The organism is Streptomyces sp. NPDC088747 (assembly GCF_044751025.1).
Taxonomy (GTDB): Bacteria; Actinomycetota; Actinomycetes; order Streptomycetales; family Streptomycetaceae; genus Streptomyces.
The window spans coordinates 349424-373964 of the sequence record NZ_JBIVKZ010000004.1 but is presented as its reverse complement, the minus strand read 5'-3'; the positions used below and the strand labels follow the sequence as shown (position 1 = coordinate 373964).

At 72.2% G+C, this 24541-nt stretch carries 17 protein-coding genes; 8 read left to right on the top strand and 9 right to left on the bottom strand.

The window, feature by feature from the left end; genetic code table 11:
- The 7 genes from ACIP79_RS12420 to ACIP79_RS12390 all read left to right on the top strand — a co-directional run bounded on the left by ACIP79_RS12420 (position 1) and on the right by ACIP79_RS12390 (position 12704).
- Complete coding sequence (locus ACIP79_RS12420; RefSeq protein WP_401222429.1) at positions 1-4638, top strand: beta-ketoacyl synthase N-terminal-like domain-containing protein; 4638 nt, start codon at positions 1-3, stop codon at positions 4636-4638.
- Positions 4628-4966 carry a phosphopantetheine-binding protein gene (locus ACIP79_RS12415; protein WP_401222427.1) on the top strand — a complete coding sequence of 113 codons (339 nt, stop codon included), beginning with the start codon at positions 4628-4630 and terminating at the stop codon, positions 4964-4966. The genes ACIP79_RS12420 and ACIP79_RS12415 overlap by 11 nt, the downstream gene beginning before the upstream one ends.
- A 2-nt stretch (positions 4967-4968) precedes the next feature.
- Positions 4969-5766: an alpha/beta fold hydrolase gene (locus ACIP79_RS12410; RefSeq protein ID WP_401222425.1), complete on the top strand. Its 798-nt coding sequence runs from the start codon at positions 4969-4971 to the stop codon at positions 5764-5766.
- Entirely contained in the window at positions 5767-6960 is a 1194-nt protein-coding gene (locus ACIP79_RS12405; RefSeq protein WP_401222423.1) for a glycosyltransferase, read from the top strand.
- On the top strand, positions 6957-9188 hold the full coding sequence (locus ACIP79_RS12400; protein ID WP_401222421.1) for an ABC transporter transmembrane domain-containing protein: 2232 nt from the start codon (positions 6957-6959) through the stop codon (positions 9186-9188). The genes ACIP79_RS12405 and ACIP79_RS12400 overlap by 4 nt, the downstream gene beginning before the upstream one ends.
- Positions 9189-9271: 83 nt before the next feature.
- Entirely contained in the window at positions 9272-10315 is a 1044-nt protein-coding gene (locus ACIP79_RS12395) for an LLM class flavin-dependent oxidoreductase (protein WP_401222419.1), read from the top strand.
- 40 nt (positions 10316-10355) lie between these two features.
- Entirely contained in the window at positions 10356-12704 is a 2349-nt protein-coding gene (locus ACIP79_RS12390; RefSeq protein WP_401222417.1) for an ATP-binding cassette domain-containing protein, read from the top strand.
- Here the strand turns inward: ACIP79_RS12390 and ACIP79_RS12385 are convergent.
- From ACIP79_RS12385 to ACIP79_RS12365, 5 genes are all read right to left on the bottom strand, one after another.
- Positions 12692-13498, bottom strand: a complete 807-nt coding sequence (locus ACIP79_RS12385; RefSeq protein ID WP_401222731.1) for a lysophospholipid acyltransferase family protein — start codon at positions 13496-13498, stop codon at positions 12692-12694. The two genes, ACIP79_RS12390 and ACIP79_RS12385, sit on opposite strands and share 13 nt — an antisense overlap.
- Positions 13499-13746: 248 nt before the next feature.
- A complete protein-coding gene (locus tag ACIP79_RS12380; protein ID WP_383685428.1) occupies positions 13747-14517 on the bottom strand; it encodes a GNAT family N-acetyltransferase in 771 nt (256 codons plus the stop codon).
- A 261-nt stretch (positions 14518-14778) separates the two neighbouring features.
- Positions 14779-15528 carry a succinate dehydrogenase/fumarate reductase iron-sulfur subunit gene (locus ACIP79_RS12375; protein WP_401222415.1) on the bottom strand — a complete coding sequence of 250 codons (750 nt, stop codon included), beginning with the start codon at positions 15526-15528 and terminating at the stop codon, positions 14779-14781.
- Complete coding sequence (locus tag ACIP79_RS12370) at positions 15525-17474, bottom strand: fumarate reductase/succinate dehydrogenase flavoprotein subunit (RefSeq protein WP_401222414.1); 1950 nt, start codon at positions 17472-17474, stop codon at positions 15525-15527. Before ACIP79_RS12370 ends, ACIP79_RS12375 begins: the two co-directional genes overlap by 4 nt.
- 2 nt (positions 17475-17476) lie before the next feature.
- Entirely contained in the window at positions 17477-18148 is a 672-nt protein-coding gene (locus ACIP79_RS12365) for a succinate dehydrogenase (RefSeq protein WP_401222412.1), read from the bottom strand.
- A gap of 120 nt (positions 18149-18268) precedes the next feature.
- On the opposite strand from ACIP79_RS12365, the gene ACIP79_RS12360 reads away from it, so the two are divergent.
- The gene (locus tag ACIP79_RS12360) at positions 18269-19153 is read left to right on the top strand and encodes a LysR family transcriptional regulator (protein ID WP_401222410.1); all 885 of its coding nucleotides are present in this window, start codon (positions 18269-18271) and stop codon (positions 19151-19153) included.
- 81 nt (positions 19154-19234) lie between these two features.
- Here the strand turns inward: ACIP79_RS12360 and ACIP79_RS12355 are convergent, their stop codons facing one another.
- The 4 genes from ACIP79_RS12355 to ACIP79_RS12340 form a co-directional block, all read right to left on the bottom strand.
- The gene (locus ACIP79_RS12355) at positions 19235-20098 is read right to left on the bottom strand and encodes an SDR family oxidoreductase (protein WP_401222729.1); all 864 of its coding nucleotides are present in this window, start codon (positions 20096-20098) and stop codon (positions 19235-19237) included.
- Positions 20095-22230: a putative bifunctional diguanylate cyclase/phosphodiesterase gene (locus ACIP79_RS12350; RefSeq protein WP_401222409.1), complete on the bottom strand. Its 2136-nt coding sequence runs from the start codon at positions 22228-22230 to the stop codon at positions 20095-20097. The genes ACIP79_RS12355 and ACIP79_RS12350 overlap by 4 nt, the downstream gene beginning before the upstream one ends.
- On the bottom strand, positions 22227-23039 hold the full coding sequence (locus ACIP79_RS12345; protein ID WP_401222407.1) for an SAM-dependent methyltransferase: 813 nt from the start codon (positions 23037-23039) through the stop codon (positions 22227-22229). The genes ACIP79_RS12350 and ACIP79_RS12345 overlap by 4 nt, the downstream gene beginning before the upstream one ends.
- A 409-nt stretch (positions 23040-23448) precedes the next feature.
- Complete coding sequence (locus tag ACIP79_RS12340) at positions 23449-24384, bottom strand: SCO0930 family lipoprotein (protein ID WP_383685416.1); 936 nt, start codon at positions 24382-24384, stop codon at positions 23449-23451.
- Positions 24385-24541 lie beyond the last annotated feature (157 nt).

Below are 24541 nucleotides of genomic sequence, written 5' to 3'. Positions count from 1 at the left end.
ATGACCGGAACACGCGCCGAGCCCATCGCCATCGTGGGGATGTCGGTGCTCTTCCCCGGCGCCCCCGACCTCGCCACGTACTGGCGGAACCTGGTCGCCGGCGTGGACGCCATCACCGAGGTCCCGCCCGGCCGTTGGGACGCCGACGAGCACTACGCGCCCGGCGCCCAGCCCCGCGCCGACCGTGTCTACTGCCGGCGCGGCGGCTTCGTGGACGAACTGGCCGAGGTGGACGTCACCGAGTTCGGGATCATGCCGGCCTCGGTGCCGGCCACCGAGCCCGACCAGCTCATCGCGCTGAAGGTGGCCGCCCAGGCCATCGCCGACGCGGGCGGCGCCGACCGGCTGCCCGCCGACCGGAACCGGGTCGGCGTGGTCCTCGGCCGCGGCGGCTATCTCACCCCGGGCCTGGTCAGGCTCGACCAGCGGGTCCGCACCGCGAGCCAGCTCGTGCGGACCCTGGGCGAGCTGCTTCCCGACCTGGGCGCCGACCAACTGGAGGCGGTACGGCAGGCGTTCACCGACCGGCTCGGGCCCGAGGCGCCCGAGTCCTCGATCGGCCTGGTGCCGAACCTCGCCGCGTCCCGGCTGGCCGGGCGGCTCGACCTGCGCGGCCCCGCGTACACCGTGGACGCCGCCTGCGCCTCCTCGCTCATCGCCGTCGACCACGCGGTGCGCGAACTCGCCGACGGGCGTTGCGACCTGATGCTCGCGGGCGGTGTGCACCACTGCCACGACATCACCTTCTGGAGCGTGTTCAGCCAGCTCGGAGCCCTCTCGCCGAGCGAGCGCATCCGGCCCTTCCACAAGGGTGCCGACGGTGTGCTGATCGGCGAGGGCACCGGCGTCGTCGTCCTCAAGCGGCTTGCCGACGCCCAGCGGGACGGCGACCGGATCTACGCCGCGATCACCGGGACCGGCGTCGCCTCCGACGGACGTACGACCAGTCTGATGGCCCCCGACTCGGGAGGCCAGGTCCGCGCGGTCCGGCAGGCCTGGGAGGCCGCCGGGCTCGACCCGGCCGCGCCCGGCTCGATCGGGCTCCTTGAGGCGCACGGCACGGCGACCCCGGCCGGTGACGGCACCGAACTCACCACCCTCGCCGAGGTGTTCGGACCGCCACCGGAGGAAGCGACCGCGCGGCGGCCGGCCGCCGTCATCGGCTCGGTGAAGTCGATGATCGGCCACACCATGCCCGCCGCGGGCGTCGCCGGGCTCATCAAGGCCGCGCTCGCCGTGCACCACGCGGTGCTGCCGCCCACCCTGCACTGCGAGGACCCGCACCCGGGACTTGCCCGCACCCGTTTCGTCCCCATCGACACCGCCCGCCCCTGGCACACCGACGCGGGGCAGCCCGTACGCCGCGCCGCCGTGAACGCCTTCGGGTTCGGCGGCATCAACGCGCACGTGGTGCTCGAACAGGTCGCGGCCAGGCCCGTGGTGGAGGTCTACGAGCCCGAGCGGGTCCTGCGGCTGACCGCGCCGACCCCCGAAGCGATGGCCCGACTGCTGGACCGCGACGACGCCGCGCTCCTGGCGGCCGGTCTCGACGAGCGTGCGGCCGCTCCGGGCTCGGATCCGGTCCGTCTCGCCGTCGTCGGACCCACGACGAAGCGGCTCGCGCTGGCCCGGAAGGCGGTCTCCAAGGGCAGGGGCTGGCGCGGCCGCAACGACGTCTGGTTCGTACCGCGCCCGCTGCTGGGCCCCGGCGGCGGGAAGCTGGCCTTCGTCTTCCCGGGCCTGGAGGCCGAGTTCACCCCCAACTCCGCCGACCTCGCACGGCACTTCGGGCTGTCCGCCGTCGCCGACGCCACCGTGGGCGACGTGGGCCGCCAGGGCGCCGGCGTCTTCGAACTGGGCCGCCTCCTCGACGCCGCGCTGCGCCGACTGGGTGTCGTACCGGACGCGCTCGCCGGACACAGCCTCGGCGAGTGGACGGCGATGGCCGCCGCCGGAATCCACGCGCCGGAGGAGGTCGACGCGTTCCTCGCCGGCTTCGACCCCGACTCCCTGAACGTTCCCGGCCTCGCCTTCGCCGTGATCGGCGCGCCCGCGGAACAGGTGCTGGCGGAGCTGTCCGGCCGCGACGACGTGGTGCTCTCCCACGACAACTCCCCCAACCAGTCGATGATCTGCGGCCCGGAGCCCGCGGTCGGCGAACTCGTCGAACGGTTCCGTTCCCGGGCGGTGATCTCGCAGATCCTGCCGTTCCGCTCGGGCTTCCACACCCCGATGCTTGAGCCGTATCTCGGTCCCATCAGGGCGGCGGCGGAGGCCTACACCCTGCACCCGGCCCGGCTGCCGCTCTGGTCGGCGACGACCGTCGCCACCTACCCGGCCGAACCCGCCGCGATCCGCGCCCTGTTCACCCGTCACCTGCTGGAACCCGTCCGTTTCCGGCCGCTGGTGGACACCATGTACGCGGCGGGCTTCCGCGCCTTCGTACAGCTCGGGGCCGGACAGCTCGGCTCGCTCATCGGCGACACCCTGCAAGGGCGCGACCACCTCGTCGTCCCCGCCCACTCGCCGCACCGGTCGGGGCTGCCCCAACTGCACCGGGTGGCGAGCGCGTTGTGGGCCGACGGGGCGTCGCCGGAACTCGCACCGCTGCTCGGCGCCGGCAGCGCCGCCGACCGCCCGGCCGCTCCCGGGCGGGCACGGCACCCCGTCAGGCTGGACCTCGGCGGCGCGACGGTCTCGCTGGACGCGGAGACCCGTCGGCGGGTCGGCGCGGCACTTCGGCTGACGCCCGCTGCGCAGGGGGGCCTGGACTTGGCTGGGGCCGGTGCCGGTGCCGGTGCCAGTGCCGGTCCCGGTGCCAGTGCCCGTGTTGGGCTCGGCGTTGGCGAGCAGGACTTGCTGAGCCGGGAGTTGACCGCTCTGCTGCGCGACGCGACCGCGCTCGCCTCCGACGTGGTGACGGCGAGCCGCCGCAGACCGGGCCCACCCACGGCCGCCCCCTCGCCCCCCACAGGCGGCCACTCGGCCCGCGCAGCTGACCCCTCGACCTCCGCGGTCGGCCCCTCGACCCCCGCGGTCGGCCCCTCGCCCCGCGCCGACGCGGCTCACGCACCCGTCCAGCCCCACCCCGCGCGCCCCTTGGACGCCACCCTGCACGTCTCCGTCGAGTCCATGCCGTACCTCCTCGACCACTGCTTCTTCAAACAGCCCGAGCGGGCCCACCCCGCCGACCGGTGGCCCGTCGTCCCCGGTACCACGGTGATCGCCCACCTCATGGAGTTCGCGGAGCGGGCCGCGCCGGGCCGTCGCGCGGTGGCCGTCCACGACGTACGGCTGCATCAGTGGGTGACCGCCACTCCCCCGGTCGACATCCCGGTGCGGATCGTCCCGGAGGGTCCGGACCGGGTCACCGCGTCGTTCGGACCGTACGCGAAGGCCGTGGTCGAACTCGCCGCCGATCAGGCGCGGTTCACCCCGGCCGTGCCGTGGACCTTCCCGGCCGGGCAGGAGCGGAAGCCCGACATGACGGCGGCGGAGCTCTACACCCGCCGATGGATGTTCCACGGCCCGCGGTTCCAGGGCGTGCGCGAGCTGACCGCGGTCGGCGACCGGCACGTCCGCGGGGTGATCGTCACCCCGCCCGCGCCGGGCGCCCTGCTGGACAACGTGGGCCAGCTCCTCGGCTACTGGATCATGTCCAGCCTTCCGGTGCGCACCACCGTGTTCCCGGTCGGGATGAGGGAGATCCGCTTCCACGGACCGCATCCGGCCGCCGGCGAACGGCTGGAGTGCCTGATCAGGATCACGTCCGTCACCGACGCCACCCTCGAAGCGGACATGCAGCTGGTCCACCAGGGCCGCGTGTGGGCGGAGTTCACCGGCTGGCAGGACCGCCGCTTCGACAGCAATCCACGGATCCGCGCGGTGGACCGCGAACCCGAGCTGCACACCCTGTCCCTGGCGCAGCCCGGCGGCTGGGCGCTGGTCCACGAGGAGTGGCCCGATCTGGCCACCCGTGAACTGATCATGCGGAACGTCCTGGCAGGTGAGGAGCGTGAGCAGTACGCGGCACACGCGCCGCGCGGCCGGCGGCAGTGGCTGCTCGGCCGGATCGCGGTCAAGGACGCGGTGCGGCGCCTGCTGTGGGACGGCGGCGCGGGTCCGCTCTTCCCCGCGGAGGTGCGGGTCGGAAACGATCCCAGCGGGCGCCCGTTCGTCACCGGGGGCTACGGCAGAACGCTGCCCGCCCTGCACGTCTCCCTCGCGCACCGCGGCGAGACCGCCGTGGCGATGGCGAGGTCCGAGGGGCCCTGCGGCATCGACATCGAGGAGGTCACCGACCGCCCCGAGGGCACCCTCGTCGTCGCGCTCACCCCCCACGAGCGCGAACTGCTCGGGACGCTCTCCCGACAGGCCCCCGAACGACTCTGGTTCACCAGGTTCTGGGCCGCCAAGGAAGCCGTTGCGAAGGCGCGCGGCACCGGACTCGGCGGCGAGCCCAGGCAGTTCGAGATCACCGCGGCGGACAGCGCCCTGCTGACCGTACGCACCGCGGGCGAGGAGTACCTCGTGCGGCATCGCGAGCTGACCACCCCCCAGCCGTCCGGCAGCCCCGACAAGCGGTACGTCGTGGCCTGGACGGCCGTCAATGATCAGGAGAACGCGGATGACCACTGAACTCAACGAACCCGAAACCGCCGCGCGCCCGGCCGCCCCCGACGAGACGACCGCACTCGCGGACATCTCGGCCATCCTGCGCACCGTGCTGGAGGAGTACGGGCTCGAAGACGCCGACATCACCCCGGACACGTCCTTCCACGACGACCTCGAACTGGAGAGCATCGACCTCGTCACGCTCTCCGCCCAACTGCGCGAGTTCTACGGCGAACGCGTCAACTTCGCGGCGTTCATAGCCGATCGCGGCCTGGACGAGATCATCGCGCTGACCGTCGGCGATCTCGTCGGCTACGTGGTGGACTCGCTCGCCGTCGCGGAGGTGGGCTGACGATGCCCACGATCCGGGTGAACGGCCTCGACGTGCACGTCCAGCGGCTCGGCCGCACCAGTGACGCGCCGCGTCCCGTCGTCGTCCTCATTCACGGCCTGCTCATCGACAGCCTGGCCAGCTACTACTTCAGCCTCGCCCCGCACCTCGCCGAAGAGGGCATGGACGTCGTGATGTACGACCTGCGCGGCCACGGCAAGACGTCCCGGCCGCCCACCGGTTACCTCATGGAGGACTTCGTCACCGACCTGGACGAACTGCTGGACGCGCTCGCCGTCGACCGTCCGGTCCACCTCGTCGGCAACTCCTTCGGCGGCGCCGTCGCCTACGCCATGGCCGCCGCCCACCCCGACCGGGTCGCCAGCGTCGTCGCCATCGAGGCGGAACCGCCGGCCAGGCCCTGGGCGCGGAGCATGTACGAGGGTCTGGTGCAGGGCAGTTCGGTGGTCGAGCAGGTCACCGAGTGGCTGCGGGAGAACCCGGGCGAGCGCAACGCCCGGCCGTTCCGGGCCGCCGGGAAGATGCTCGACGAGACCACCGTCGCGCAGGAGATCCCGCGGAGCCGTCTCATCGACGAGGACCTGTCGGCGATCCGGTGCCCCGTCTTCGCCCTGTACGGCGGCGCGTCGGTGCTCGCCGCGCAGGCCGGCGCGATGGAGGCGGCCCTGGAGGACTGCCGTGCCGTCGTGCTGCCCGACAGGGGGCACTCCGTGATGGTGGAGGCCACCAAGGAGACGTACGCCCTGGTGCGCGACTGGCTGTTCCGCCAGGAGACGCGCGCGCTGCGGGAGGCCCGCTAGATGGGCAGGTTCCTGTTCGTGGTGCCGCCGCTGGTCGGGCACGTCAACCCGGCGGTGGGCACCGCGGCGACGCTGGCCGCGCGGGGTCACGACATCGCCTGGGCGGGCCATCCCGAGCTGGTGCGGAGCCTCGCGGGAGCCGACGCCGTCGTCTTCCCCTGCGAGGTGCCCTCGGGCGTGCCGGCCCGGCCCCCCGAGCTGAAGGGTCCCGCCGCCTTCCAGTTCCTCTGGGAGAGCTTCCTGATCCCGCTCGCGGACGCGATGGCGCCCGGGGTGCGGGCCGCGATCGAGGCGTACGGTCCCGATGTCGTCGTCAGCGACCAGCAGGCGGTGGCGGGTGCGCTGGTCGCCGAGTCGCTCGGGCTGACCTGGGTGACCTCGGCCACCACGTCCGCCGAGCTGGTCGATCCGCTGGCCGGGCTGCCCAAGGTCGCCGCGTGGCTGGACGGCCTGCTCGCGGGACTGCGCGGACGGATCGCGGGCGGGGCGGGCGGAGCGGACCCCCGCTTCTCGCCGCACGGCGTACTCGCGTTCACCACGCGCGCACTGCTCGGACCGGTCCAACTCCCCGACCGGGTCTGGCTGGTGGGCCCGTCGGTGGCCGCCCGCCCGGCGCGGCCCGACGACTTCCCCTGGGACTGGCTGGACGCCTCCGCGCTGCCCACCGTGCTGGTCAGCCTGGGCACGGCGAACACCGACGCGGGTGCCCGGTTCCTCAACACGGCCGTGGAGGCGCTCACCGAGAGGGCGGACCGGGTGCGCGCCGTGCTCGTCGATCCCGGCGGGGTCGTGGAGGGTCCGGTCGCCGACACCATCCTGCTGCGCCCGCACGTGCCCCAACTCGCGCTGCTGGAACGGCTCGACGCGGTCGTCTGCCACGCCGGCCACAACACCGTCTGCGAGGCGCTGTGGCACGGCGTCCCGCTGGTCGTCGCCCCCATCCGCGACGACCAGCCGATCGTGGCGGGCCAGGTCGTCGACGCGGGCGCCGGTGTGCGGCTGCGGTTCGGACGGGCCGACGCGGCGCGGATCGGCGCCGCGGTCGAGGCCGTGCTCGATCCCTGTGGCGGTCACCGCGAGGCGGCTGCGGCGATCGGGGAGTCCTTCCGGGCGGCGGGCGGCAGCGCGGCCGCCGCCACCCGGCTCGAATCACTGCCGGCCGTACCGGCCACGACCGGAGCACGAGGCACATGACCGAGAACAACCCGTCCGTCGCCCACCCGGGCCCGGCCGAGAACGCGCCCGCCGCCCGTCCCGCGGACACCGCGTCCACCACCCGAGCAGATCACGCGCCGAACGCCACCTCTGCCGCCCGGCCGGGCGACACGCCGACCGACGCCACCACCGTCCGCACATGCGGCACGACAGGCGACGGGACCATCTCCCGCGCGGACGACAGAGCAAGCGCCACCATCACCGCTCACACGGATGCCACGACGAACGACACCACAGCCGTCCGAACGGCCGGCACAGCAAGCGACGCGACCAGCACCCGCGCGGAGGACACGACAGGCGACCCGACCACCGCCCTTGCCGAGTCCTCACCCCAGGCCGCCACCGGCCCGGGACCGCAAACCGATCACCCCGGGGCGCCGCCCAGCACCTGCCCTGCCCCGCAGGACGCCCCACCCGGCGCAGCCACAGGCCGCCCGCTCCCCTCGCCCGGAGCGCCCGCCGCCCAACCGGGCGTGCCCGTCGGTACGTTGGCCGCGTTGATCGGGTATGCCCGCCCGCACTGGCGGGTGTTGCTGCTCTCTCTCGGGCTGACGCTGCTGGCGAGTGCGTCGGGCCTGGTGCAGCCGAAGTTCGCGCAGGAGATCCTGGACCGGCTCGACGAGGGGGCCGGGGTGGCCGCGCAGGTCGGGCTGCTCGCCGGGTTCCTGGTGGCCGGCGCCCTGCTGACGGGGATCAACGCCTGGCTCCAGCAACGGACTTCGGAGCGGGTGGTCCGGCAGGTCAGGAGCGGCCTGGTGCACAGGCTGATCCGGCTGCGGGTCTCCGAACTCGACCGACGGGCGCCCGGTGACCTCATCGCCCGTGTCACCTCCGACAGCACGCTCCTCAAGAGCGCGGCCACCGAGGGCCTCATCATGACCGTCAACGGCGTGCTGACCTTCGCCGGGACCCTGGTCATGATGGCGACACTGGACGTACGCCTGCTGGGCGTCACCTTCCTCGTGCTGGCCCTGGTCGGCGTCGTGATCACGACGGTCCTGCCCCGGATCAGGGCCGCGGTGGCCCGCTCGCAGACCTCCGTCGGCGCGGTCGGCGCCGTCCTGGACCGCACCCTCGGCGCGGCCCGCACGGTCAAGGCCAACGGCGCCGAGGGCCGCGAGACCCGCGCCGCCGAGGAGGCGGTCGACGAGGCGTACGCGGCCGGACTGGTCGGCGCCCGCTACGGCGCCGTCGTCGCCATGGTCGGCGGCGCCTCCATCCAGACCGCGTTCCTCGTGGTCCTCGGCGTCGGCGGCGCCTTCGTCGCGAACGGCACCATGGCGGTCTCCGAGCTGATCGCCTTCCTGCTGTACGTGTTCTTCCTGGCGATCCCGGTCTCCCAGCTGGTCGGCGGCGCCGCCCAGCTCCAGCAGGGTCTCGGCGCGGTGGGCCGGATCCAGGAGGCGGCCGGACTCCCGGTCGAGGACGACATCGACTCCCCCGCCGCCCCCGCCCCCGGCCCACCGCCGGACATCGAGCTGAGCGGGGTCGAGTTCACCTACCCGGGCCGCGCCCCGGCCCTGCGCGGCGTGAGCTTCACCGTCCCCGGCGGCACCCAGACCGCGCTCGTCGGCCTGTCCGGCGCGGGCAAGACCACCCTCTTCTCCCTGCTTCAGCGCTTCTACGAGCCGACCGCGGGCAGCATCAGGATCGGCGGCCAGGACATCTCCGCCCTGACCCGCGGCGAGGTGCGGCGCCGGATCGCGTACGTCGAGCAGGACTCCCCGGTGATGTCCGGCACCCTGCGGGAGAACCTGCTCTACGCCGCCCCCGCCGCCACCTCGGGGGAACTGGACGAGGCCCTGGCCGTCACCCGTCTGGACGCACTGGTCGCCCGCCTGCCGATGGGCCTGGACACGGCGGTGGGCCCCCGCGGCGTCACCCTCTCCGGCGGCGAGCGCCAGCGCCTGGCCATCGCCCGCGCCCTGCTGCGCCGCCCCCAGGTGCTGCTGCTCGACGAGGCGACCGCCCAGCTCGACGCCCGCAACGAGCAGGCGCTGAGCGAACTGGTCCGCCGCACCGCAGGCCGGTGCACCGTCCTCCTGATCGCGCACCGGCTCTCCACGGTGACCGGGGCCGACCAGATCGTGGTCCTTGAGCACGGTGACGTCCGCGCGACCGGCACCCACCACACCCTCGTGGACGACGACGACCTCTACCGCGAACTGGCGTCGACCCAGCTCCTGGCGGCCGAGCCCCAGGTGTGACACCGGCGGGACGGGAAGCCCAGGCGGAGATCCGTGGTTGACGTCCATGACGACGACAGCGACCGATCTCCGCCGGAGCAGCCATGCCGAGCCCGCAGCAGTACCCCACCGCACCGGGGCCGCGCCCTGAAGCCGTCCGCTTCTCCGTGCTCGACCGCTCCCGCACCCGCGAGGGCCACGACGCGCCCGAGGCCCTGCGGGACACCGTGCGACTGGCCCAGGACCTCGAAGGGCTCGGCTATCACCGGATCTGGGTCTCGGAACACCACGGCGTGCCGGGGGTCGCGGGCTCCGCGCCGACCGTACTGGCCGCCGCGGTCGCCGCCGCCACCCGCACGATCCGGGTCGGCACCGGCGGTGTGATGCTGCCGAACCACCAACCCCTGGTCGTGGCCGAGCAGTTCGGTGTCCTGGAGTCCCTGTTCCCCGGCCGCATCGACATGGGCCTTGGCCGTTCCGTCGGGTTCACCGACGGTGTCCGCAGGGCCCTCGGCCGGGACAAGGACGCGGCCGACACCGACGACTTCGCGGCGCAGCTCGCCGAACTCCTCGACTGGTTCCGCGGCACGTCGCCGACCGGCGTCCACGCGCGCCCCTCCGAGGGTCTGACCGTGCCGCCGTTCCTGCTCGCGATGGGCGAGGGCGCCACCATCGCGGCGCGGGCCGGCCTGCCCATGGTCATCGGCGACCTCAGGAACCGCGACCGGATGCGGCGCGGGATCGATCACTACCGCGAGACGTTCCGGCCCTCCGTCTGGGCCCGGGAGCCGTACGTCGTGATCTCCGGGACGGTCGCGGTCGCGGCGACTCCGGCGCAGGCGCGCCGCCTGCTGCTCCCGGAGGCCTGGTCGATGGCGTACTCCCGCACCCACGGCACTTTCCCGCCGCTGCCGTCCGCCGAGCGGGTCGAGGGCCTGGCGATGAGCGGCAAGGAGCGGGACATCTACGAGTCCGGGCTGACGGGGCAGATCGCGGGCACGGAGGAACAGGTCGCTCACGAACTGGAGACGGTGATCAAGGAGACCGGCGCGCAGGAGGTGCTGGTCACGACCAGTACGTACGACCGGGACGCCCTCCTCGACTCCTTCCGGAGGCTCGCCCGGGTGGCGGGACTCGCGGCGGCCTAGAATCGTGGGGTTTGCCCCGACACCCTCAGGAGTTCCGCCGATGTCCGGTCCCGACGGCCCGCACGACTCCTACGTCCGCGTACGCGGCGCCCGTGAGCACAACCTTCAGGGGGTGGACGTCGACATTCCGCGCGACGTCCTGGCGGTGTTCACCGGCGTCTCCGGTTCCGGGAAGTCCTCGCTCGCCTTCGGGACGATCTACGCGGAGGCCCAGCGCCGCTACTTCGAGTCGGTCGCCCCGTACGCCCGACGTCTGATCCACCAGGTCGGCGCGCCGAAGGTCGGGGACATCACCGGGCTGCCGCCCGCGGTCTCGCTCCAGCAGCGCCGCGCGTCGCCCACGTCGCGCTCCTCGGTCGGTACGGTCACCAACCTGTCCAACTCCCTGCGGATGCTCTTCTCCCGCGCGGGCGACTATCCCGAGGGCGCCGAGCGCCTGGACTCGGACTCCTTCTCGCCGAACACCGCGGTCGGGGCCTGCCCCGAGTGCCACGGTCTCGGCCGGCTCCACACCACGACCGAGGAGTCTCTCGTCCCCGATCCGGCGCTGTCGATCCGCGAGGGCGCGATCGAGGCCTGGCCGGGCGCCTGGCAGGGCAAGAACCTGCGCGACGTCCTGGACGCGCTGGGCCACGACGTGGACCGGCCGTGGCGCGAGCTGCCCGCCGAGGAGCGCGAGTGGATCCTGTTCACGGACGAACGGCCGGTGGTCACCGTGCATCCGGTGCGGGACGCGGGACGGATCCAACGCCCTTACCAGGGCACGTACATGAGTGCCCGGCGCTACGTCATGAAGACGTTCGCGGATTCGAAGAGCCAGACCCTGCGGGCCAGGGCCGAGCGCCACCTCGTCAGCGCGCCCTGCCCGGTGTGCGGGGGCACCCGGCTGCGTCCGGAGGCCCTCGCGGTGACGTTCGCGGGGCGGACGATCGCCGAACTGGCCGCGCTGCCGCTGTCCGAACTGGCCGGGTCGCTGACCGCCGACTCGGAGGCCGCCCGCGTCCTCACCGACGACCTCAGAGCCCGCATCGCGCCCGTCGCCGAACTCGGTCTCGGCTACCTGAGTCTCGACCGCGCCACCCCCACCCTCTCCGCCGGCGAGCTGCAACGCCTGCGGCTGGCCACCCAGTTGCGGTCCGGACTCTTCGGTGTGGTGTACGTCCTGGACGAGCCGTCCGCCGGACTGCACCCCGCGGACACCGAGGCCCTGCTCACGGTCCTGGACCGGCTGAAGGCGGCCGGCAACTCGGTGTTCGTCGTGGAGCACCACCTCGACGTCGTTCGGCGCGCGGACTGGATCGTCGACGTGGGCCCCCTCGCGGGCGAGCACGGCGGACGGGTGCTGCACAGCGGCCCGGTGGCGGCGCTGGCGGCGGTGGAGGAGTCGGCGACGGCCCGTTTCCTCTTCGACCGCTCCCCCGCGCCGGTACGCGAAGTACGCCGCCCGCACGGCCGGTTGAAGGTCGGCCCGGTCACCCGGCACAACCTGCACGGGGTCACGGCCGAGTTCCCGCTCGGCGCCTTCACCGCGGTCACCGGTGTGTCCGGCTCGGGCAAGTCCACGCTCATCGGCGAGGTGACGGAGGACCTGCCGGGCGTCGGACGTCTCGTCCGCGTCGACCAGAAGCCCATCGGCCGTACCCCGCGCTCGAACCTGGCGACGTACACGGGCCTCTTCGACACCGTGCGCAGGGTGTTCGCCGGCACGGACGAGGCGAAGGAGCGCGGGTACGGGGTGGGGCGCTTCTCCTTCAACGTCGTGGGCGGTCGCTGTGAGACCTGTCAGGGTGAGGGCTTCGTCAGTGTCGAGCTGCTGTTCCTGCCGAGCACGTACGCTCCCTGTCCCGACTGCGGCGGAGCGCGCTACAACCCCGAGACGCTCGAAGTGACGTACCGCGGAAGGAACATCGGGCAGGTGCTCGACCTGACCGTGGAAGCCACGGCGGAGTTCTTCGCGGACACTCCGGCGGTCGCGCGCAGCCTTCGGACCCTGCTCGACGTCGGGCTCGGTTATCTGCGACTGGGCCAGCCCGCGACCGAGTTGTCGGGCGGGGAGGCCCAACGGATCAAACTGGCGAGCGAGTTGCAGCGGGTGCGCCGCGCTCACACGCTCTATCTCCTCGACGAACCGACGGCGGGGCTCCACCCGGCCGACATCGAGGTGCTGCTGCGTCAGTTGCACGGTCTGGTCGACGCCGGGCACACCGTCGTGGTCGTCGAGCACGACATGGCGGTGGTCGCCGGCGCGGACTGGGTGATCGATCTGGGTCCGGGCGGCGGGAACGCGGGCGGCCGGATCGTCGCGGCGGGGACGCCTGTTGAGGTGGCACGGGCGGAGGGGAGCACGACCGCTCCCTATCTCGCCCGCGCCCTCCCTCAGACGCCGTAGGGGTGCGCGTGCGGGCCCGGTGACCGCAGCCCTCCCTGCGCGGCGCGGGCCAGCTCGCGGCGGTCGGCGTGGTCCTCGGGGGCGAGGACGGGGCGCAGGTCGAGTTCCGCGACCAGGGCGCGCGCCGAGACGACCCGCCACACCGAGGTGAGCAGGGAGTCGCTGCCGACGAAGGCGGGCGCGGTGCTGTCGGGTCCGCCGTCCAGCCGGTAGTGGATGCGCACCGGCTGGACCGGTACACCGGCGTCGAGCGCCGCCTGGAAGACGGCCCGCCGGAAGTGGCCCTGTGCCCGGCCGCACCAGGTGCTGCCCTCGGGGAACACCACCATCGTGGACCCGACGCGGAGGGTGTCCGCGATCCGCTCGACCGTCCGCGGCAGCGCGCGCAGCCGGTCGCGCTCGATGAAGAGCGCGCCGCTGCTGGCAGTGAGCGCGCCGACCACGGGCCACTGCCGGATCTCGGCCTTGGCGATCATCCGCCCGGGACGGACCGCCGCGATCAGCGGGATGTCCATCCAGGAGATGTGGTTGGCGACCACCAGCAGACCGCCCGCGGGAGGGGTGGCGCCGGTGACCCGCAGGCGCACGCCCGCGGCCCGCACCATCGTCCTGCACCAGAACCTGATCAGCCGGTCGCGGGGTGCCGCCGCGATCCGGCCGACGACCGGGATCAGCACGATCCCGAAGGTGAGCACGGACAGCAGGGTGGCCAGTCGCAGCGCGGCCCGCGGCACGCCCGCCCGCGACCCCGTGGAGTCCACGCAGAAGCGCGGGGTGCACGGGGCGCTGGGCAGCCAGGCGCTGGAGGGCGCCGGGACGGGCCGGAACGCGACCGGCCGTACACCGGCGCGGCGCGGCGCGGGCACCTTCGTGGGGGCGGCCGGGAACGCCGCCGTGGCGAGAGCGGGGTCGGCGAGTACCGTCGGGTCCCGGCGGGGGCGCAGGATCACGCCCACGCGGGTCGCGCGGATGACGCCGTTGCGAGTGGCGCCTATGACGCCGTTGCGGGTGGCGCTCATGACGCCGGTACGGGCGGCGCTCATCAGGCCGGTACGAGCGAGAGGAAGTGCCGCAGATAGCGCGGGTTGACCTTGCGCATCGACAGCAGCACGTACAGGTCGGCGACGCCGAAGTCGGGGTCGTGCGCGGGTTCCGCGCACACCCAGGCACCGAGCCGCAGGTAGCCGCGGAGCAGCGGGGGCAGTTCGGTGCGCGCGGGCCGGGCGACGCCCTCCGCGCTCCAGGGCAGCAGCGGCCGTACGCGGTACTCCTCAGGGGCCAGGTACTTGGCCTGGACCCGGTCCCAGGTGCCCGCGGCGAGCGCGCCGCCGTCGGCGAGCGGGATGGAGCAGCAGCCCGCCAGCCACTCGTGGCCGCCCTCGACCATGTAGCGGGCTATCCCGGCCCAGATCAGTCCGATGACGGCGCCGTCGCGGTGGTCGGGGTGCACGCAGGAGCGGCCGACCTCGACGAGCCCGGAGCGGATGCCGGCCAGCGGGCCGAGGTCGAACTCGTTCTCCGAGTACAGCCGTCCGGCGACGGCGGCCCGCTCGGGCGGCAGCAGCCGGTAGGTGCCGACGACCTGGCCGGTCACCGTGTCACGGACCATGAGGTGATCGCAGTACGCGTCGAAGGCGTCGACGTCGAGACCCGGCTGCGGGGTGTTCAGCAGGGCGCCCATCTCTCCGGCGAACACGTCGTGACGCAGTCGCTGCACGGCGCGGACGTCGTCCTCGTCTCGGGCGAGCGTGACGGTGTAGCGGGTGGGGGCGGTCGACAGTGGGGGGCTGTCGAGGGTGGAAACGCCGGTCATGGCACTCTCCTGGTCACGGGCCGGTTCGGCGGAGCGGTGGCAGGCCCGAACTGTTCGGTCTGCGCGCTCCTGTTCTTCCGACGCCGGTTGGCCTGCGCGTGACCTGTGCCGAGAGCCAGGATGTGAGGATGCTGAATGCCAGGAGACGGCCGGTGGGAGTGCCCGTACGGAATCGTTCCCTCCGCACGTGCGAGACGGGACCGGGGCTGAGCACCACCCCCGGTCCCGCCCGTCCGCACGTTGTCGGCGAACGTCCTACGGCTACCGCTTGCCCGCCTTGCGGGTCGCGCGCAGCCACTCCTTGTTCATGCTGGTGATGGAGACCAGCGGGATGCCCTTGGGGCAGGCGGTCGCGCACTCCCCGGCGAGGGTGCAGCCTCCGAAGCCCTCGTCGTCCATCGTGGCGACCATGTCGAGGACACGGGTCTCGCGCTCGGGCGCGCCCTGCGGCAGCACGTTGAGGTGGTTGATCTTCGCTGAGGTGAACAGCATGGCGGCGCCGTTGGGGCAGGCCGCGACGCAGGCGCCGCAGCCGATGCACTCGGCGTGCTCGAAGGCGAAGTCGGCGTCCGGCTTGGGAACGGGCGTCGCGTGGGCCTCGGGCGCGGCACCGGTCGGGGCGGTGATGTAGCCGCCGGCCTGGATGATCCGGTCGAAGGCGGACCGGTCGACGACCAGGTCCTTCACTACCGGGAACGCCGAGGCGCGCCACGGTTCCACGTCGATGGTGTCGCCGTCCCGGAAGGACCGCATGTGCAGCTGGCAGGAGGTGGTGCGCTCGGGGCCGTGCGCGTCGCCGTTGATGACGAGTGAGCAGGCGCCGCAGATGCCCTCGCGGCAGTCGTGGTCGAAGGCGACGGGGTCCTCGCCCTTGAGGATGAGTTCCTCGTTGAGGGTGTCGAGCATCTCCAGGAAGGACATGTCGGCCGAGATGCCGTCCACCTCGTAGGTGGACATCGCTCCGTCGGCGTCGGCGTCGCGCTGCCGCCAGACGCGCAGGGTGAGCTTCATGCGTAGCTCCGCTGAGTGGGGTGGACGTACTCGAAGACCAGGTCTTCCTTGTGCAGGACGGGGGCGTCGCCGGTGGCGGTGAACTCCCAGGCGGCGGCGTAGGAGAACTCCTCGTCCCGGCGGGCCGCCTCGCCGTCCGGGGTCTGGGACTCCTCGCGGAAGTGGCCGCCGCAGGATTCGGAGCGGTTCAGGGCGTCGAGGCACATGAGCTCGGCGAGCTCCAGGTAGTCGACGATCCGGTTCGCCTTCTCCAGCGACTGGTTGAACTCCTCGCCGCTTCCGGGCACCTTGATGCGCCGCCAGAACTCCTCGCGGATCTGCGGGATGCGCTCAAGTGCCTTGCGCAGCCCGGTCTCGGTGCGGGCCATGCCGCAGAACTCCCACATGAGTTCGCCGAGTTCGCGGTGGAAGGAGTCGGGGGTGCGGTCGCCGTCGACGGCGAGGAGCAGGCGCAGCCGGTCCTCGGTCTCGGCCAGCACCTCCTGGACGTCGGGGTGTTCGTCGGTGACCGGCTCGTGGTGGGGATGGCGGGCGAGGTAGTCGTTGATGGTCGACGGCAGCACGAAGTAGCCGTCGGCGAGGCCCTGCATCAGGGCCGAGGCGCCCAGCCGGTTCGCGCCGTGGTCGGAGAAGTTGGCCTCGCCGATCGCGAACAGGCCCGGGATCGTGGTCTGGAGGTCGTAGTCGACCCACAGTCCGCCCATCGTGTAGTGCACGGCGGGGTAGATCCGCATGGGCACGGTGTACGGGTCCTCGGCGGTGATCCGGGCGTACATGTCGAAGAGGTTGCCGTACTTCTCCTCGACCTTCGCCTTGCCCATCCGCCTGATGGCGTCGGCGAAGTCGAGGTAGACGCCCTGGCCGCCGGGTCCGACACCGCGGCCCTCGTCGCAGACGTTCTTGGCGGCGCGGGAGGCGATGTCGCGGGGCACGAGGTTGCCGAAGGCCGGGTAGACGCGCTCCAGGTAGTAGTCGCGCTCGTCCTCGGGGATCTCGTTGGCGGGACGGGTGTCGCCCTGGGCCTTCGGCACCCAGATACGGCCGTCGTTGCGCAGCGACTCGCTCATCAGCGTCAGCTTCGACTGGTGTTCGCCGGTGCGCGGGATGCAGGTGGGGTGGATCTGGGTGAAGCAGGGGTTGGCGAAGTAGGCGCCGCGCCGGTGGGCCCGCCAGATCGCGGTCGCGTTGGAGTTCATGGCGTTGGTCGACAGGTAGAAGACGTTGCCGTAGCCACCGCTCGCCAGTACGACGGCGTCCGCGAAGTACGTGTCGATCTTTCCGGTGATCAGGTCGCGGGCGACGATTCCGCGTGCCCGGCCGTCGACGACGATCACGTCGAGCATCTCGGTCCGCGCGTGCATCTCGACGGTGCCGGCGGCGATCTGCCGGGACAGCGCCTGGTAGGCGCCGAGCAGGAGCTGCTGGCCGGTCTGTCCGCGGGCGTAGAAGGTCCGGGAGACCTGGACGCCGCCGAAGGAGCGGGTGTCGAGCAGACCGCCGTACTCGCGGGCGAAGGGCACGCCCTGGGCGACGCACTGGTCGATGATCTCGACCGAGATCTGGGCGAGACGGTGGACGTTGGACTCCCGCGCCCTGAAGTCGCCGCCCTTGACGGTGTCGTAGAACAGCCGGTGGACGGAGTCGCCGTCGTTGCGGTAGTTCTTCGCCGCGTTGATGCCGCCCTGTGCGGCGATCGAGTGGGCGCGGCGGGGTGAGTCCTGATAGCAGAACTGGACGACGTGGTAGCCCTGTTCGGCGAGCGTGGCGCCCGCGGCGCCGCCCGCGAGGCCGGTGCCGACGACGATCACCGTGTGCTTGCGCCGGTTGGCGGGGTTGACGAGTTTCGCCTCGAAGCGGCGGGTGTCCCATCGCTCGTTGACCGGGCCTTTCGGCGCCTTGTCGTCGACGACCGGCTCACCGGTCGCGAAGTCCGCGTAGGAGGTCATAGTCAGCTCACCAATCCGGTCATGACACCGACGGGTACGGAGAGGAAGCCCACCGTCAGCACCAGGGCGAGCCCGTTGGCGATGGTCTTCAGGGCGCGGTCGCGGGACCGGCTGCCGGCGCCCAGCGTCTGTGCGGCGCTCCAGAAGCCGTGCCGGATGTGCAGGCCGAGGGCGAGCATCGCGACGATGTAGACGGTGTCGCCGTACCAGGTCGAGAAGGTGTCGATGACGTTCTGGTACGGGTGTCCGGCCTGGAAGCCGTCCGGGTGCACGGTGCCGGTCGTCAGGTCCAGGATGTGCCAGACGATGAACAGGCCGAGGATGATCCCGCCCCAGCGCATGGTGCGGGTGGCGTAACTGGCCCGCGCCTTCTTGTGCACGTACTTGCTGGGGCGTGCCCTGATGTCTCGGCGGCTCAGCTGGTAGGCGGCGGTGGCGTGCGCGACGACGGCCGCGACGAGCACCACGCGGATGATCCACAGCGCCCACTCGTAGTGCAGGAAGGGCTCGCCGAGGGTCCGCAGCCAGTGCGCGTAGTGGTTGAAGTCGCCCGGCCCGAAGAAGATCTTCAGGTTGCCGAGCATATGGACGACCAGATACAGCAGCATGATCAGGCCGCTGACGGCCATCACGGTCTTCTTGCCGACGGACGAGTCCCACACGGTGCGTGTCAAGGACGGTTTTCGATCCGTCCGCGTTGCCAGAGCCATGTCACAGCACGCTAGGGCCGGAGGGGCCGATCGGTCCAAGACATGGTCCGGCTCGATTCCATAGGCATGGCCTATCGTGGGTGTGTGCAGTTCCAACAGCTCCAGTACTTCGTGGCGGTCGCCGAGACCCGGCACTTCACCCGGGCCGCCGAAGTCGTCCATGTCGCCCAGCCGTCGCTCTCCCAGCAGATCAAGGCGCTGGAGCGCGAGCTGGGGGCGGATCTCTTCCTGCGGGCGCGCGGCAACATCACGCTGACGGACGCCGGGGAGGCGCTCCTCCCGCTGGCCCGCCGCATCCTCGCCGACGCGGACACGGCCCGGCACGAGGTGCAGGAGCTGGCCCAGCTGCGCAGTGGCCGGGTCCGCCTCGGCGCGACTCCGAGCCTGTGCACGGGCCTGCTCCCGGACGTGCTGCGCGCCTTCCACGACCGCTATCCGGGCATCCGGCTGCTGATCGAGGAGGGCGGCTCGCACGATCTCGTACGGGAACTGGCGCGCGGCGCCCTCGACCTCGCCCTGGTCGTGCTGCCCCTGCCCACCCCGTCCCCGGCGCTGACCACGGTGGAGCTGCTCCGCGAGGACCTGGTGGTGGTGTCGTCACCGGCCGCGCCCGCGCCCGGGTGGGGCCGCAGCACCGTACGGGTGTCCGACCTGGAGAGCGAACGTCTGGTGATGTTCCGGCACGGCTACGACCTGCGCGAACTGACGGTCGCGGCGTGCCGCGCCGAGGGGTTCGAGCCCGACTTCGCCGTCGAGGGCGGTGAGATGGACGCGGTCCTCGGCTTCGTCCGGGCGGGGCTCGGCGTCGCCGTCGTACCCCGCATGGTCGCGACCCGCTCCGGACGCGGACTGCGGGTGACCCCGCTGGCACGGCCCGGTCTCAACCGGACGATCGCGCTGGCCCACCGCAGCGACGTGGCTCCGCCCCGGGCGGCCAGGGAGCTCCAGCGGATGCTGCTGGAGCGCTGAGCGGCGGGGCGGCCGTCGGGCGCGGCGTGTGCGGGCGAGTCCTCCCGGGGCGCGCCGCGCGGCCTGGTGGGCCGGGCCCGTTCACCAGGTGGGGATGAGGCCGCCGTCGATGACGAAGTCGCTGCCCGTGATGTTGCTCGCACGGTCCCCGGCGAGAAGGACAACCAGGTCGGCGACCTCGGGCGGCTTGGAGAAACGTCCGGTGACGGTCGCGCCGGACGCCTGGGCGACCACGTCTTCGGGGGTGGTCCCGGCGGCGGCCGAGACCGATGCCACCACTCCCCCGCCGCCGAGCCACAGCTCGGTCTCCACCGGGCCCGGGCTCACGGTGTTGACCCGGACACCCTTCGGTCCGGCCTCCTTCGACTCCGACCTCCTTCGACAACGCCTTGGAGAACGCCTTGGAGAACGCCACCAGGGCGGCCTTACCCGCGCTGTGGTCGATGACGAGGGGTCGGGCAGAGTCGCGTCGACCGAGCCGATCGTCACGACGGAGCCGCGCTCGGCGGCCGGCATCGACGGCAGAACCGCACGGGTGACCCGTACGGCCCCGAGCAGGTTCAGATCGACCGTGCGCCGCCACTCCTCGTCGGTCACCGACAGGAAGCCGCCGGTACGGGCGGGGGCCGTACCCACGTTGTCGATCAGGATGTCGATCGGCCCGCCCGCCGCCTCGACCAGCCGCCCGGCGGCATCGGGTTCGGCGCGGTCGACCGGCACCCGGCTGACGTGCCCCTTGTCGACCAGCGCGTCGGGTTCCGGGGTCGTGCCATGGGAACCGGCGACCACCGTCGCCCCCGCTGCGGCCGGCGTCTCGGCGATCGCGAGTCCGATGCCCTTGCCGGCTCCGCGGTGACAAGGTCCGGCACGGTCCGGTCGGCCTCCCTCCCACGAGCACGCGGCACGGCCCCCTTCCGGGAGACCGCGCCGCGTGGGAAGGCTCAGCTGATCGCGTCGACCAGGGCCAGTTCGTGCAGCCGCTCCGGTGGGCCGGGGCGGGCGTAGTACCAGCCCTGGGCCGTGTCGCAGCCCAGTATCCGCAGTTGCTCGGCCTGGGCGCCGGTCTCCACGCCCTCGACCGTGACCGCGAGGTCGAGGCTGTGGGCGAGGGTCACGATGCCCTCGACGATCTTCAGGTCGACCGGGTCGGCGGGGAACTGCTGCATGCTCTGGGTGAAGGAGCGGTCCAGCTTGAGCACGCTGACCGGGAGCCGGCGCAGGTTGGCGAGGTTGGAGTAGCCCGTGCCGAAGTCGTCGAGCGCGATGTCCACGCCCATCTCGGCGAGGCGCCGCAACGGCTTGAGGAGGTCGTCGTCCGCGCCGATCAGCGCGGACTCCGTGACCTCCAGGCACAGCGCGTCCGGTTCGAGCCCGGCCCGCTCCAGGATGTCGACCGTGTCCTGGACGAGGCCGGGATGGGTGAGCTGGCACGGCGACAGGTTGACGTTGATGCGCAGTGGACCCGCACCGGTCTGCCGCTCCTGCCAGAGCCGGGCCTGCCGGACCGACTGCTCCAGGACCCAGCGGCCGAGCGGCACGATCAGCCCGGTGTGCTCGGCGAGCGGGATGAACTGGTCGGGGCCGAGCACGCCGTGCTGCGGGTGCAGCCAGCGCACCAGCGCCTCCGCGCCCCGTACGCCGCCGTCACCGAGGTGCACCAGGGGCTGGTACTCGATGAAGAACTCGCCCCGCTCCAGCGCGGCGGGCAGCGCCGTGGTGAGCCCGTGCCGGGTGATGGCGCGGGCGTCGGCCTCGGGGTCGGCGAGCTCGAACCGGTTGCCGCCCGCGGACTTGGCCCGGTACATCGTGATGTCCGCGCTGCGCAGCACCTCGGCGGGGCCGCGCTCCCCGGCAGGCCCCTCCACGACGCCGATGCTGCCGCGCACGGTCAGATCGCGTCCGTCGATGCTGATCGGGGTGACCAGCGCGTTCATGATGCGTCCGGCGAGTTCGTCGACCTCGCGCTCGGTGTCGGGACCGGTGGTCAGGGCCACGAACTCGTCTCCGCCGAGCCGGGCGACCATCTCGCCGGAGGCCGTCGCGCAGGACTGGAGCCGGTCGGCGACCTCGACGAGCAGCCGGTCGCCGGCCGCGTGTCCGAGGCTGTCGTTGATGGTCTTGAAGCCGTCGAGGTCGAGATAGCAGAGCCCGAAGCGCTGGCCCTCGCCCGCGGACAGCGCCTTCTCGAGGCGCTCGAAGAACAGGGTCCGGTTGGGCAGTCCGGTGAGCGCGTCGTGGGTGGCCTCGTAGCGCAGCCGCAGGTTCAGCAGCCGGCGCTCGGTGGTGTCCTCCATGAGCGCGAGCTGGTATTGCGGCTCGCCGTCCGCGTCACGCAGCAGGGAGACCGTCAGGTTGGTCCACAGGGCGGTGCCGTCGGGGCGGTAGAAGGCCTTCTCGACGTGGTAGTGCTCGCGCTCGCCGCGTACCAACTCCTCGTACAGGGGCCACACTTGAGGAGCGTCGTCGGGGTGCGTCCACTCCGGGACCCGGCGGCCCCGCATCGACTGCTCGGAGCCGCCGAACATGCGCAGCAGCGCTCCGTTGACCTGGAGGATGTTGCCGTCGAGGTCGGCGATGCCGATCCCTATGGCCGCGCCCTCGAACACCGCGCGGAAGCGGGCCTCGCTCGCGTGCAGGGCCTCCGCCACCAGACTGCGGGCGTTCAACGCGGCCCGGGAGATGGCTTCCTGCTCGGTCAGCGTCCGCTCCCGCAGCGCCTGCGCGAACCCGGCGGCCATGGCGTGCTGCAGGCGCGCCGAGCGGGCCCGCAGCGCCTCCTGGGGCCCGTCCTCACCGCAGTAGAGCACCAGATAGGCGTCGACGCAGTCGAGGGCGCGGCTCAGCGCCTCCGGGTCGGTGCAGTGCGCGTCGACGAGTGCCGCGCCGACCGCCTGGCCCTCGGCGGCCTCGAAGGTCCTGGCCAGCAGCGCCTGGCTCAACCTGCGTGCCAGCGGCAGCAGTTGCATCTCGAACTCGGGCCTGGTCAGCGACGTGGAGGTGACGGGGAAGACCGCCCGGCTCCAGATGGTCGCGAACCTGCGGAGTCTGTCCTCCGGCCCGTCCGGCTCGGCGGTCACGCCGTGCGTCCCACGCCGGCGAATCCGGAGAAGGAGAACGGATCCTCGTCCTCGGGTGCCGTGTCCGGCCGCCAGTTCGGCATCGGCACCAGTCCCGGTTCCACCATTTCGTACCCCTCGAAGAACCGCGCGATGTCCTCGCGCGAGCGCATGATCAGTGGGTTGCGGATGTTCTTGTACACGTCGACCGTGCCCTCGGCCTGCTCCTGGGGCAGCGGGATTCCCTCGAAGGAGGCATGCGTGACGACGAGCAGGCTGCCCGGCGCGAGCGCGTCGCGCAGCTCGGCCACAGCTTCGTACGGGTCGTCCGCGTCCTCCACGAAGTGAAGTATGGCAACGAGGAGGAGGGCGACCGGTCGGTTCAGGTCGATCAGTCGCTGAACCTCGGAACTCGCCAGGATCTCCCGGGGCTTGAGCAGATCGGCCGCCAGGACACCCGCGTCCTCGTTGCCCTCGAGGACGGCCTGGCTGTGCGCGACGGCCACCGGATCGTTGTCGACGTACACGACGTGCGCGCCGGGTCTGGACGCCTGCGCGATCTCGTGGACGTTGCCGAAGGTGGGGATGCCGGAACCGATGTCGAGGAACTGGGTGATGCCCTCCTCGGCCGCGAAGCGCACCGCACGGCGCATGAACGCGCGGTTCGCCTGCATGATCTTCGGAAGTCCCGGCATGAACTCCATCGCCTTGCGGGCCGCCTCCCGGTCGACCTCGAAGTTGTGCGAACCGCCCAGGTAGTAGTCGTAGATGCGGGAGACGCTCGGCACCGAGATGTCAATGCTTCGAGGGGCCCAGGCGGGACGCTCCATCTATCTCTCCAAGGCGTAGACGACGGCGTAGGCGATCCGGTGTTCGAGCTGAGGCTACTGATCGCCCGCCAAAGGAGCGAGCCAAAACGGAAATTGACCGTCCGTTCCCGGTCACTGCCTCCGGCAAGTGCCGAATTGGCGCCCTGTGAACGGCCTTCGAACACGCCGTCAGCCGTAACCGTGAAATCGCTCCGAAGCATTCCAAAAAGGCTCCGGGAGTCACCAAGAGTCGCCATGGATTCCCCCGCCCGGGGACGCCAAGCGGCCCGCCCCCTCCGTGCGGTACGGAGGGAGCGGACCCGAGGTCGCGCGCGCTGTTCTTCTCTTCCGGCACTCCAGCCTGTCTGTGTCCACTCCCTTCCACACTTCGAGGGTGTCGGGGTGAGGCGATCAGCCCTGGGGAGGTGATCTACTGCTTCGGCGCGCCGACCAGCTTTCCTTCGGGTGAGACGGCGTACCAAGTGCCGCCCACGCCCTGGCCGTTGGTGTCTCCGGGGGCCTCGTCGCCCGAGAAGGTGTAGATCGGCCAGCAGTCCAGTGCCATCTGCTTGATGCCGTCGGAGCGGGTGAAGGGCATGAGGCCGTCCGAGTCGATGTCGAGGCCCTTGACGTCGGGCTCCTCGACCGGCGCGACCGCCGGCCACTTCTCCAGGCAGGCACCCGTGCAGGCCGAGATCGAGTCGGGCCAGGCGGTGTCCTTGGTGAAGCGGTAGACCGTCAGGCCGTTCTTGTCGACGACGATCTCGCCGAGCTTCGCGTCCTTACGGGTCGACAGGCCGGGCAGGTCCGCAAGGGTCGCCTTCTTGCCCTCGGGCGAGGACGCGAACCAGGTGCCGCCCACGGCCTGGCCGAGGGTGTCACCGGCCTTCTTGTCCTTGGCGTAGCGGTACATCGGCCAGCCGCCGACGGTCAGTTGCTTGGTGCCGTCCGGGCGGGTGACCTCGCCGAGGAGCGCCGCGTCCACACCGGTGGCCGCCGTGGCGCCGTCCGCCGGAACCGGCGGCCAGGCGGTGGCGCAGTCGCCCTCACAGGTCGTCTTCGGCGGTTCCGCCGTGTCCTTGTCGAAGCGGTACAGGGTGAGTCCGGCGCTGTCGGTGATGACCTCGCCGAGCTTCGCGTCCTTCGCAACGGCGAGCGCGCCCGCGGACTTCGCCTGGGTCGCGGCCTGGGCACCGACCCCGGCGGCACTGGGGCTGGACAGCCCGTAGTCCCCCGCGGCCGCGGTGGCGCCGACGTTCTGGCCCACCGTCGACTGGGTGCCCTGTTCCTGACCGCACGCCGTCGTGAGCGCCAGCATGGCCGCAGCTGTCGCTACGAGCGAGGCGCTCCGCCAGGAGGTCTTCATTTGGTAACTCCCGCTGTTGGCATAGATGTTGCGGCGCCCTGCGGCACCGCGCATGGCCATAGGTACGGGCGGGACAGGCGGGAATGTTCAACCGCCTCTCAAATTTCTTTACGAACCCTGTGACCCGGCGGTGGGTTCACTCGACACATCGCGCAAC

Excerpts from the sequence above, each read along its gene's own strand:
- ACIP79_RS12420 (WP_401222429.1), top strand. The coding sequence starts at position 1 with ATGACCGGAACACGCGCCGAGCCCATCGCCATCGTGGGGATGTCGGTG.
- ACIP79_RS12400 (WP_401222421.1), top strand. The coding sequence starts at position 6,957 with ATGACCGAGAACAACCCGTCCGTCGCCCACCCGGGCCCGGCCGAGAAC.
- ACIP79_RS12395 (WP_401222419.1), top strand. The coding sequence starts at position 9,272 with ATGCCGAGCCCGCAGCAGTACCCCACCGCACCGGGGCCGCGCCCTGAA.
- ACIP79_RS12340 (WP_383685416.1), bottom strand. The coding sequence starts at position 24,384 with ATGAAGACCTCCTGGCGGAGCGCCTCGCTCGTAGCGACAGCTGCGGCC.
- ACIP79_RS12380 (WP_383685428.1), bottom strand. The coding sequence starts at position 14,517 with ATGACCGGCGTTTCCACCCTCGACAGCCCCCCACTGTCGACCGCCCCC.
- ACIP79_RS12370 (WP_401222414.1), bottom strand. The coding sequence starts at position 17,474 with ATGACCTCCTACGCGGACTTCGCGACCGGTGAGCCGGTCGTCGACGAC.
- ACIP79_RS12345 (WP_401222407.1), bottom strand. The coding sequence starts at position 23,039 with ATGGAGCGTCCCGCCTGGGCCCCTCGAAGCATTGACATCTCGGTGCCG.
- ACIP79_RS12415 (WP_401222427.1), top strand. The coding sequence starts at position 4,628 with ATGACCACTGAACTCAACGAACCCGAAACCGCCGCGCGCCCGGCCGCC.
- ACIP79_RS12405 (WP_401222423.1), top strand. The coding sequence starts at position 5,767 with ATGGGCAGGTTCCTGTTCGTGGTGCCGCCGCTGGTCGGGCACGTCAAC.
- ACIP79_RS12410 (WP_401222425.1), top strand. The coding sequence starts at position 4,969 with ATGCCCACGATCCGGGTGAACGGCCTCGACGTGCACGTCCAGCGGCTC.
- ACIP79_RS12390 (WP_401222417.1), top strand. The coding sequence starts at position 10,356 with ATGTCCGGTCCCGACGGCCCGCACGACTCCTACGTCCGCGTACGCGGC.
- ACIP79_RS12375 (WP_401222415.1), bottom strand. The coding sequence starts at position 15,528 with ATGAAGCTCACCCTGCGCGTCTGGCGGCAGCGCGACGCCGACGCCGAC.